Genomic DNA, 11,234 nt, shown 5'->3' on the forward strand with positions numbered 1-11,234 from the left:
ATCGTGTGGTCTTTGTCTACAGTGAAAAGGTCGGCAGCACGTTTGCCGCAACCGTGTTTGTCCAGATAAAACCCGGCACAAGTACCGGGTTCCACCTGATCAGGAGTGCACGATGGATCTCAGCCGTCGTCAGTTCTTCAAGGTCGCCGGTATCGGCCTTGCAGGCTCGAGCCTGGGCGCGTTGGGCATGGCCCCGACGCCAGCCTTCGCCGAGCAGGTGCGCCACTTCAAGCTTGCCCACACCCATGAAACCCGCAACACCTGCCCGTATTGCTCGGTCGGTTGCGGGTTGATCATGTACAGCCAGGGCGATACCGCGAAGAACGTAGCGCAGAGCATCATTCACATCGAGGGCGACGCCGACCACCCGGTCAACCGCGGCACCCTCTGCCCGAAAGGCGCGGGTCTGCTCGACTTCATTCACAGCCCCGGCCGGTTGCTTTACCCGCAAACGCGCAAACCGGGCAGCAGTGAATGGACGCGGATCAGTTGGGACGAAGCGCTCGACCGCATCGTCGACCTGATGAAAGCCGACCGCGACGCCAATTTCATCGAACAAAATGCCAACGGGCAAACGGTGAATCGCTGGTTGACCACCGGGTTCCTCGCCGCGTCGGCGGCGTCCAACGAAGCCGGTTACATCACCCAGAAGGTGATTCGCAGTCTCGGCATGCTGGGGTTCGATAACCAGGCGCGTGTCTGACACGGCCCGACGGTGGCAAGTCTTGCCCCGACGTACGGCCGTGGTGCCATGACCAATACCTGGACCGATATCGCCAACGCGAATCTGATCCTGGTGATGGGTGGCAACGCTGCAGAAGCGCATCCGTGCGGCTTCAAATGGGTGACCGAGGCCAAAGCGCACAACGCTGCGCGACTGATCGTGGTCGATCCGCGTTTTACCCGGACCGCTTCGGTGGCCGACTATTACGCGCCGATCCGCACCGGCACCGACATCGCCTTCATGGGCGGGCTGATCAATTACCTGCTGACCGAGGACAAAATCCAGCACGAATACGTGCGCAATTACACCGACGTCTCGTTCATCGTCAAAGAAGGCTATGGCTTCGAAGACGGCATCTTCAGCGGCTACGACGTTGCCAAGCGCAGCTACACCGACAAATCAGGTTGGGGTTACGAGATGGGCGACGACGGCTTTGCCAAAGTCGACCCGACGCTGCAACACCCGCGCTGCGTCTATCAATTGATGAAGGTGCATTACAGCCGCTACAACATCGACCTCGCCAGCCAGATTTGCGGGATGCCGGTCGATGCCATGCAGAAAATCTGGGACGAAATCGCCACCTGCTCGATTCCGGGCAAGACCATGACGATTCTCTATGCCCTCGGCTGGACCCAGCACTCGATCGGCGCGCAGATCATTCGCAGCGCGGCGATGGTGCAACTGCTGCTGGGCAACGTCGGCATGCCGGGCGGTGGGGTCAACGCCTTGCGCGGGCACTCGAACATTCAGGGCCTGACGGATCTGGGCTTGCTCTCCAATGCACTGCCGGGCTATCTGACTTTGGGTCAGGACAGCGAGCAGGATTACGGTCAGTTCATCCACAAGCGCACGCAGGTTCCGCTTAGACCGGGGCAATTGTCCTACTGGCAGAACTACAGCAAATTTCACGTCAGCCTGATGAAGTCGTGGTACGGCGCCAACGCCACTGCCGAAAACAATTGGTGCTACGACCATTTGCCGAAACTCGACATTCCCAACTACGACGTTCTGAAGATGTTCGACCTGATGAGCCAGGGCAAGGTCAACGGCTACTTCTGCCAGGGCTTCAATCCGATCGCCGCGCTGCCGGACAAAAACCGCGTGATGGGTGCCCTGGCGAAATTGAAATGGCTGGTGGTGATGGACCCGCTGGCCACCGAGACCTCGGAGTTCTGGCACAACGTCGGGCCGTACAACGATGTGAAAAGCGCCGACATCCAGACCGAAGTCATTCGCCTGCCCACCACCTGTTTTGCCGAAGAGGACGGCTCGCTGGTCAACAGCAGCCGCTGGCTGCAATGGCACTGGAAAGGCGCCGATGGCCCGGGCGAAGCGCAGACCGACATTCGCATCATGGCCGAGATGTTCCTGCGCCTGCGCAAGCGCTATCAGGCCGAGGGCGGCAAATTCCCTGATCCGCTGCTGAAACTGACGTGGCCGTACAAAATCCCCGACGAGCCTTCGCCGGAGGAACTGGCCAAGGAAATCAACGGCAGCGCTGTCGCCGATTTCACCGATGCCACTGGCGTCGCGGTCAAGGCCGGCTCACAACTCGCCGGGTTTGGTTTGCTCAAGGATGACGGCAGCACCGCGTCCGGCTGCTGGATTTTCGCCGGTAGCTGGACTGAGGCCGGCAACCAGATGGCGCGGCGCGACAATGCCGATCCGTATGGCATGCACCAGCATTTGGGCTGGGCGTGGGCGTGGCCGGCGAATCGGCGGATTCTCTACAACCGCGCTTCGGCCGATGTCTCGGGCAAACCGTGGGATCCGAAAAAACGTCTGGTCTGGTGGAACGGCAAGGCCTGGGGCGGCACCGACGTGCCGGACTATAAGGCCGACGTGCCACCGGAAGCCGGGATGAACCCATTCATCATGAACCCCGAAGGCGTGGCGCGGTTCTTCGCCGTCGACAAGATGAACGAAGGCCCATTCCCCGAGCATTACGAGCCGTTCGAAACGCCGATCGGCATCAACCCGCTGCACCCGCAAAACAAGAAAGCCACCAGCAACCCGGCGGCGCGGATCTTCGATTCGGTCTGGGAAACCCTCGGCGAGGCCAAGGACTTTCCGTACGCCGGCACCAGTTATCGGCTCACCGAGCATTTCCACTTCTGGAGCAAGCACTGCAAGTTGAACGCGATTGCTCAACCCGAGCAGTTTGTGGAAATCGGCGAAGTGCTGGCGAAAGAGAAGGGCATTGCTGCCGGAGATCGGGTGCGCGTCAGTTGCAAACGCGGCTTTATCGAAGCGGTGGCAGTGGTGACGAAAAGAATCCGGCCGTTGCAGGTCAACGGCCAGGTCGTGCATCAGATCGGCATCCCGCTGCACTGGGGTTTCACCGGCCTGACGCGTCACGGTTACCTGACCAACACCCTGGTGCCGTTCCTCGGCGATGGCAACACACAGACCCCGGAATCCAAGTCATTCCTGGTCAACGTGGAGAAGCTCTGATGGAGAATCTTTAAATGGCCAGCCAAGACATCATTGCCCGCTCGGCCACCACCACCGTGCCGCCGTCGGTGAGGAATCAGGAGGCGGTGGCCAAGCTGATCGACACCACCAAATGCATCGGCTGCAAGGCCTGCCAGGTCGCCTGCTCGGAATGGAACGAGCTGCGCGACGAGGTTGGCCACAACCACGGCACCTACGACAACCCGCAGGATTTGAGCGCAGAAACCTGGACGTTGATGCGCTTCACCGAGCACGAAACCGACGCCGGCAACCTCGAATGGCTGATCCGCAAGGACGGCTGCATGCACTGCGCCGAGCCCGGTTGCCTGGCGGCGTGCCCGAGCCCCGGCGCGATCATCAAGCACGCCAACGGCATCGTCGATTTCGATCAGGATCACTGCATCGGTTGCGGTTACTGCATCACCGGTTGCCCGTTCAACATTCCGCGCATTTCGCAGAAGGATCACAAGGCCTACAAATGCACCTTGTGTTCGGATCGGGTCGCAGTCGGGCTGGAACCGGCCTGCGTAAAAACCTGCCCGACTGGCGCCATCGTCTTCGGCACCAAGGAAGACATGAAGGAACACGCCGCCGAACGCATCGTCGACCTGAAAAGCCGTGGTTTCGAAAACGCCGGGCTGTATGACCCGGCGGGCGTTGGCGGCACCCATGTGATGTACGTGTTGCACCACGCCGACACGCCAACCATTTACGCCAACCTGCCGCAAGATCCGGCGATCAGTCCGTTGGTAGGCCTGTGGAAAGGCATAAGTAAACCTTTAGGACTGCTGGCCATGGGCGCGGCGGTGTTGGCCGGGTTCTTCCATTACGTGCGCATCGGCCCGAATCGCGTCGAAGAAGATGAACATCCAACGCCACCCGATACCTCGGTGCATGTCGTTGACCCGGCGGTGCACACCTTCGATCCACGCGGGGAGGACCGGCCATGAGCAACAAGACGATCCTGCGCTACACCGCCAACCAGCGTACCAATCACTGGCTGGTGGCGATCCTGTTTTTCATGGCCGGGCTGTCCGGGCTGGCACTGTTTCATCCGTCGCTGTTCTGGCTGAGCAACCTGTTCGGCGGCGGGCCGTGGACGCGGATTCTGCATCCTTACATGGGCATCGCGATGTTTGTGTTGTTCCTCGGCCTGGTGTTTCGTTTCTGGCGTGCGAACTTCTTTATCAACAATGACTGGAAATGGATGCGCCGCATCGATCGGGTGCTGGTCAACGATGAAGAAAGCGTGCCGCCGGTGGGCAAATACAACGCCGGGCAGAAGCTGCTGTTCTGGACTTTACTGCTGTGCATGCTCGGGTTGCTGTTCACCGGGCTGGTGATCTGGCGCGCCTGGTTCAGTGCGTATTTCGGCATCACCGTGATTCGCTGGGCAATGCTGTTGCACGCGCTGGCCGGTTTCATTCTGGTGCTGAGCATCATCATTCACATCTACGCCGGGCTGTGGATCAAGGGCTCGGTCGACGCGATGATGCACGGCTGGGTCAGCCGCGCCTGGGCGAAGAAACACCATGAACTGTGGTATCGCGAGATCACCCGCGATGAACGCCAACCGGACATGCCGGAGCGACCGATCACCAAAAAGGGCTGACTTTTGCCAACCATTCTGGAACCTGGGGAAATCGAGGCGGCGGCGAGTTCGCCGCCGTTTCTGCATCTGCCGCCGCATAATCTGTTCACCTTGCGCGCGCAACGGCTGGAGCAATTGGCCGAAGGGCATGCGCTGGCTGATTACCTGCGACTGATCGCCGGGTTGTGCCGGGTGCAGCAGCAGGTTTTCGACGATCCGCCGCTGACGGCGCCGTTTGATAAACAACGCATCGAGGCGTGTCAGCAGCATGGTTTGCCGCCGTTTGCTGCTGATACCTTGATCCGCGAAGACGCCTGGCAGGCGTATCTTGCGGCTCTGTTGCAACGTTATGTCCCTGATGAGCAGCCTGCCGTGGTCGATGCGCTGACGACGTTGCGGGTCGCCAGTACCGGCCAGTTACGTTCGTGGGCCGTGGCGTTGGTCAGCGGCCAATATTCAATGGTGCCGGCGCAACTGGTGCCGTTCCTCGGCGCAGCACTGCAAACGGCCTGGAGTCACTGGCTGCTCAGTGCGCCGAATCTGCAGCTGAAACCCGGTGACAGCCTCAGCCAATGCCCGGCCTGTGGTTCACCGGCGATGGCCGGGGTGATCCGTCATCGCGGCAAGCACAACGGTTTGCGCTATCTGGTCTGTTCTTTGTGCGCCTGCGAATGGCATGTGGTGCGGGTCAAATGCGTGTATTGCGAGTCGAGCAAGGGCCTGGACTATTTCAGCCTTGAGGATGATCGCCATGCCGCCAATCAGGCACCGATAAGGGCGGAGGTCTGTCCGGGCTGTAACAGTTATCTGAAACTGGTGTATCTGGAAAACGATGCCGATGCGGAGGCGTTGTCGGGCGATTTGAGCAGTCTGCTTCTGGACATGCGTCTGGCCCAGGACGGTTATCAGCGGCTGGCACCGAATCTGTTGTTGGCTCCGGGAGACGAATGATCTGAGCGTCTACACTCTGGCGCAGTGATCTGTCTCCAGGAGTGGCTGATGTCCCTGCGGTTACCTTCCATTGATGGTTTGTTGCGTCACCCGTCGTGTGTGCTGTTACTTGAGCGCCACGGACGTGAGTCGCTGCTGGCCAGTTTGCGGCAATTGCTCGATGAATTGCGCCCCGGCGTGTTGGACGGGCAACTGTCAGCCGTTGAAATCAGTCCCGAAGTGCTCGCCGGCCGCGTAGGCGAACGCTTGGCGCAGCAACAACGCAGCAACGTGCGCCGGGTGTTCAACCTGACTGGCACGGTGCTGCACACCAATCTTGGCCGCGCGTTGTTGCCCGACGAAGCCATCGAAGCGGTGCAAATGGCCGCGCGATATCCGCTCAATCTGGAGTTCGATCTGGCCAGCGGCAAACGCGGCGATCGCGATGATCTGATCGAGGGCCTGATCCGCGAACTGACCGGCGCCGAAGCCGTCACCGTGGTCAATAACAATGCCGCCGCTGTGCTGCTGACGCTCAACAGTCTGGGCGCGCGCAAGGAAGGCATCATCTCGCGCGGTGAGTTGATCGAAATCGGCGGCGCGTTTCGCATCCCCGACATCATGGCCCGCGCCGGCGTGCGTCTGCATGAGGTCGGCACCACCAATCGTACCCATGCCAAAGACTACGAAGCAGCGATCAACCCACGCAGCGGTTTGATCATGCGCGTGCATGCGAGCAACTACAGCATCGAAGGTTTTACCGCGCGGGTGCCCACGGCCGAGCTGGCCGAGTTGGCCCATCGGCATGGCTTGCCGCTGCTGGAGGATCTGGGCAGCGGCAGTCTGCTCGATCTGACGCGTTGGGGCCTGCCGGCAGAACCGACGGTGCGCCAGGCATTGCTCGATGGCGCGGACATCGTCACCTTCAGCGGCGACAAGCTGCTCGGTGGGCCGCAGGCCGGGTTGATTGTCGGGCGCAAAGAGTTGATCGCAAAGATCAAGAAGAACCCGCTGAAACGCGCATTGCGGGTCGACAAGTTGACCTTGGCGGCACTGGAAGCGGTGTTGGGGCTGTACCGCGATCCGGATCGCCTCGCTGAGCGCTTGCCGAGTTTGCGCCTGCTGACGCGCCCGCAGGCCGACATCTTCGCGCAGGCCTCACGCTTGCAACCGACGCTGGCTGACGTGCTGGGGGAAACCTGGACGGTCAGCGCCGTGCACGCCTTAGGCATGATCGGCAGCGGCAGCCAACCGGTGGCACGCTTGCCGAGCGCGGCACTATGCATGCGCCCGCAGGTGTCGAAGCGTTTGCGCGGGCGTTACTTGTTGAATCTTGAAGCCCAATTGCGCGGGCTGCCGATCCCGGTGCTCGGGCGAATCGACGACGATGCGCTGTGGCTGGACTTGCGCCAACTCGACGATGAGCCGGCGTGGCTCGCGCAGTTGCCACACTTGCAGGTCGATCGGTGATCGTCGGCACGGCGGGGCACATCGACCACGGCAAGACGTCGCTGCTGCAAGCCCTGACCGGGCAATCCGGCGACCGCCGCCCGCAGGAGCGCGAGCGCGGCATGACCATCGACCTCGGTTATCTCTATGCCGAACTCGAACCGGGGGCGGGCCTCACCGGGTTTATCGACGTGCCCGGTCATGAGAAATTCACCCACAACATGCTTGCCGGCGCGCAAGGCATTGATCTGGTGTTGCTGGTGGTCGCGGCGGATGACGGCGTGATGCCGCAAACCCGCGAACATCTGGCGATTGTCGAACTGCTTGGCATTCCCCGGGCGCTGGTGGCGATCACCAAATGCGACCGGGTCGAGGCGGGCAGGGTGGAGGAGGTTCAGCGCCAGGTGCTTGATCTGCTGGAAGCCGGGCCATTCGCCGAGGCGCCAATCGTGATTGTTTCGAGCGTCAGCGGGCAGGGCGTTGATCAGCTGCGCGAGGCGTTATTGCAGGTGCAACGTGACGTGCAGGTGCGCAGTCACGAGGGTGGTTTTCGCCTGGCCATCGACCGTGCGTTCAGCGTTGCCGGCGCCGGGATTGTGGTGACCGGCACGGCGTTGGCCGGTGAGGTTTCAGTGGGCGATAAACTCACACTCGCACCGTCCGGCAAATCGGTCAGGGTGCGCGGCTTGCATGCGCAGAACCAGACTGCCGAGCAGGCCTTCGCCGGGCAGAGGGTTGCCTTGAACCTCAGCGGTGAACGCCTTGAACTGGCGCAGATCCATCGCGGCCAATGGCTGCTGGCGGAGTGGCTATATGCACCGACTCAGCGCATCGACATCGAATTCCAGCTGTTGCCCGGCGAGCGCACGTTCGAACATTTTCACCCCGTCCACGTACACCTCGGCACGCAGGATGTCATCGCGCGAGTCGCGTTGCTCGAAGGATCGCGTCTGAGTCCCGGCGCGAGCATGTTCGCGCAACTGCTGATCAACGCGCCGGTTCACGCGGTGCAGGGTGATCGGCTGATCCTGCGCGATTCCAGCGCGCAACGCACCCTCGGTGGCGGCCGGGTGCTCGACCCGTTTGCCCCGGCCCGACAACGCCGCAGCCGCGAACGACTGGCGCAACTTCAGGCCCTGGCCAGCAGCGAAAGCTTCGAACAGGTATTGCCGGTGTTGGTTGATCACAGCGCGGGAGGTCTTGATCCGCAACGGCTGGAACGTCAATTCAATCGCCTGCGTTCAACGTGGGCGCTGCCGGAAAACGTGCGGTTGATCGACACCCGTCAAGGCCCGGTGCTGTTCAACGTGCAGCGCTGGGGGCAGTTGAAATTCACCCTGTTGGAGCAACTGGCAAAGTTTCATGTGCTGGAGCCCGATCAAATGGGGCCGGACCGTGATCGTCTGAGGCGCTTCAGTGCGTTGCCGCTGGAACGTTCGACGTTCACCCGCCTGCTCGATGAATTGCGCGACACCGGCGCGATCACCGCCAGCGGCCCGTGGCTGCACCTGCCGGATCATCAGGTACGTTTGAATGCCGAGGACGAAATGCTTTGGCAACAACTGCAACCGGTGTTTGAACATGGCGGCTTCGATCCGCCGTGGGTGCGTGACGCGGCCAAAGCAGTTGGCCAGGACGACGCGGTGGTGCGCCTGCTGCTGCGCAAACTAGCGCGGCTGGGCCTGATGCATCAAGTGGTGCGCGACCTGTTTTTGAGTGATGTGCAACTGCGCCGAATGGCTGACGTGTTGCTCAATCTCGCCAAGGAAAATCCGCAGATCCAGGTGACAACCTTCCGCGATGCGCTAGGCTTGGGACGCAAACGCTGTATTCAGTTCCTCGAATACTTCGACCGTATCGGCCTGACCCGGCGCAGCGGCGAATCACGACAAATCCGCTACGACAACGCGTTGGCCAGCGCCGACGCGCACTGAACTCAAGGAAGGCAATCGCGCCCGGTGGCGCGGCCGGGCTTCAAACCCGGTTGGGGACGGCATCCGTTCCCGGGCAGGTTCGACTCCGGCTGCCTTCCGCCATATTTGCGAGATCAAAAGATCGCAGCCTGCGGCGGCGCCTACATTGGTAATATCCGCCAATCCTGACAATGGACTGCCGGAGATTCGCTTGAGAAGTACAACCCGAAGCACAGTGCTTTTTTTCATTCTGTTGGTGTGCGCGAATGCTGCGGCGTGGCTTTACTTTGTGGTGACACATGCCTCGGCGACACGCGGCATGCCCATGATCAGAACCACCGAACCCTTGTACATCGGCGGAATCGATGGCGACGGCACCCGCTACATTCTGCCCGCCGGGGCGACGCTCTATGCCGATAAGCACTTTCCGGAAGGTTTTACGCGCTACATCGTCTACTTCAATCACAAGGGCCTGATCGAACACGAAGAGGTCGAGATGAAGCCGGAATATGGCGGCAATCTCATCGACCCGCTCTGGCTGGAAAACATCGATGAAGCCACGCAGACGCCATAGATTCAGGCGGGTTTTTCAGAACGCCAATGGGTATTGGATTACCACGTAGATGCGGTCGATGTCATCGCCGGCCTGGGCGTCATTGGCGCGGTGGCTGACGTGGGAGAGCTGCACTGACAAGTCTTTTGCCGTGCCTGACTGGACGACGTATTTCAAATCAATATCACGCTCCCAATGTTTGCCGCCATCGCCTTGCTGCGGCTGGAACTCACCGCTGTCGGCGTCAAACGGGTTGTAGGCGCCGCCCTGAGGCGCATGGGTGCCGTCGATGTGGCTGCCGGAAACGTAGCGGGTCATGAAGCCCAGACCGGGGATGCCGAAGGCGCCGAAGTCGAGGTCATAGCGCACTTGCCAGGAGCGTTCGTGAGCGCCGTTGAAATCGGCGTATTTGATCGAGTTGGCGAGGTAGATCGAGTCGCCGCCGACGAAATCAAACGGCGTGTCGCCATTGATGCGCTGCCAGCCGAGCAGCAGCGCATGGGGGCCGAAGGCGTATTTGCCGGACAGGCTGAACGCAGTGTTGTCGATGGCACCAGCCAGCGCTCGGCCGGTGTCGCGGGTGTGATAAAGGTTGGCGTCGAGCAACACGCCGGATTGTTTGAAATGGAGATTGGCGTAGTACTGGTGCCAGGTGTCACTCAGGTCGGAGGCGTAGAGCGCGCCGCCGAGAGCGCTGTCAGGGAACAGATCGGCGCCGATAAAGCTGATACCGCCGGCTTCGGTATTGGCGCCATAGCCGTAAAAGTCGCCTTTGCCGGATGAGCTGTCCTGATTTTTGAACGCGGTGAAGTGGCCGGCCACCAGGTTCAGATTGTCGATCTCGCGGCTGTTGAGCAGAAAGCCTGTGGCGTATTCCGGTTGCAGGCGTTTGTCTGAGGTGTCGAAGACCGGGGTTTCCACGGTCATTTCGCCGAAAGCGAGGGTGGTGCGTGAGGCCCTCAACTTGAGGGCACCGCCGGCGCTGGAATAGTCATTTTCGCTGCGCCCGTCACTGTCCACCGGCAGCAGCCCCGTGCCGGAATGGCCCTCGCCGCCATCGAGCTTCAAGCCGTAAAAGGCGTGCGCGTCAACGCCGAAACCAACTGCTCCCGGTGTGAATCCGGATGAGAAGGTGCCGATAAACCCCTGAGCCCATTCCTGTTTATAGTTTTTCCCGGAGGGTGAGGGCGAGCTGTAGTCGTTGCTAAGAAAGAAGTTACGGCTGAGCACTTCGGTTTTGGCGTCATCGAGAAAACCTCCAGCGGCAGCCGTTGCGCTCAAACCGCAGAGCAGCGCGAGCAAGGTAAGGCGCGAGGGGGCGCGGTCGATCATGGTCAGTGGCCAGCGGCAATTAAGGTGACCTGGATGATCGTGAAGTTTCAGGGAAAGCGATTGAGCCCATGTGCTGACTTGCTGTGGCAGTGCTGACGCCATCGCTGGCAAGCCATCTGGGGGGGGGCTCAGGATTAATGGCTAAGCACAATCCCTTGTAGGAGTGAGCCTGCTCGCGATAGCGGTGTGTCAGCCACATTCATCCAAGCTGATTCAGCGCCATCGCGAGCAGGCTCACTCCTACAGGGGTTTGGGGTGAATGAGAATTTTGTGGCGGGAGCTGAAACC

The 11,234-nt window shown here is 60.9% G+C and carries 8 protein-coding genes and 1 tRNA gene; 8 read left to right on the top strand and 1 reads right to left on the bottom strand.

Translation table 11 applies throughout. The annotated features are described in order from the left end of the window. Positions 1 to 112: 112 nt before the first annotated feature. From fdnG to ACQ4MY_RS03265, 8 genes are all read left to right on the top strand, one after another. The gene (gene fdnG, locus ACQ4MY_RS03230) at positions 113 to 3,178 is read left to right on the top strand and encodes a formate dehydrogenase-N subunit alpha (RefSeq protein WP_440093691.1); all 3,066 of its coding nucleotides are present in this window, start codon (positions 113 to 115) and stop codon (positions 3,176 to 3,178) included. Between the two features lie 14 nt (positions 3,179 to 3,192). Continuing rightward, positions 3,193 to 4,128: a formate dehydrogenase subunit beta gene (gene fdxH, locus ACQ4MY_RS03235; RefSeq protein WP_008082738.1), complete on the top strand. Its 936-nt coding sequence runs from the start codon at positions 3,193 to 3,195 to the stop codon at positions 4,126 to 4,128. After that, on the top strand, positions 4,125 to 4,790 hold the full coding sequence (locus tag ACQ4MY_RS03240) for a formate dehydrogenase subunit gamma (RefSeq protein ID WP_440093692.1): 666 nt from the start codon (positions 4,125 to 4,127) through the stop codon (positions 4,788 to 4,790). The genes fdxH and ACQ4MY_RS03240 overlap by 4 nt, the downstream gene beginning before the upstream one ends. A 3-nt stretch (positions 4,791 to 4,793) precedes the next feature. Further along, positions 4,794 to 5,720, top strand: a complete 927-nt coding sequence (gene fdhE, locus ACQ4MY_RS03245) for a formate dehydrogenase accessory protein FdhE (protein WP_440093694.1) — start codon at positions 4,794 to 4,796, stop codon at positions 5,718 to 5,720. A 45-nt stretch (positions 5,721 to 5,765) separates the two neighbouring features. Continuing rightward, a complete protein-coding gene (selA, locus tag ACQ4MY_RS03250) occupies positions 5,766 to 7,169 on the top strand; it encodes an L-seryl-tRNA(Sec) selenium transferase (RefSeq protein WP_440094249.1) in 1,404 nt (467 codons plus the stop codon). Beyond that, positions 7,166 to 9,082, top strand: a complete 1,917-nt coding sequence (gene selB, locus ACQ4MY_RS03255; protein WP_440094251.1) for a selenocysteine-specific translation elongation factor — start codon at positions 7,166 to 7,168, stop codon at positions 9,080 to 9,082. Before selA ends, selB begins: the two co-directional genes overlap by 4 nt. Positions 9,083 to 9,088: 6 nt before the next feature. Further along, a tRNA-Sec gene (locus tag ACQ4MY_RS03260) sits at positions 9,089 to 9,184 on the top strand. Between the two features lie 202 nt (positions 9,185 to 9,386). Then, the gene (locus ACQ4MY_RS03265; RefSeq protein ID WP_440093696.1) at positions 9,387 to 9,635 is read left to right on the top strand and encodes a hypothetical protein; all 249 of its coding nucleotides are present in this window, start codon (positions 9,387 to 9,389) and stop codon (positions 9,633 to 9,635) included. 15 nt (positions 9,636 to 9,650) lie between these two features. Here ACQ4MY_RS03265 and ACQ4MY_RS03270 read toward each other — a convergent pair whose 3' ends face one another. Beyond that, on the bottom strand, positions 9,651 to 10,946 hold the full coding sequence (locus ACQ4MY_RS03270) for an OprD family porin (protein ID WP_440093698.1): 1,296 nt from the start codon (positions 10,944 to 10,946) through the stop codon (positions 9,651 to 9,653). Positions 10,947 to 11,234 lie beyond the last annotated feature (288 nt).

Origin of the sequence: Pseudomonas sp. SM4 (genome assembly GCF_051913165.1) — a bacterium.
GTDB lineage: Bacteria > Pseudomonadota > Gammaproteobacteria > Pseudomonadales > Pseudomonadaceae > Aquipseudomonas.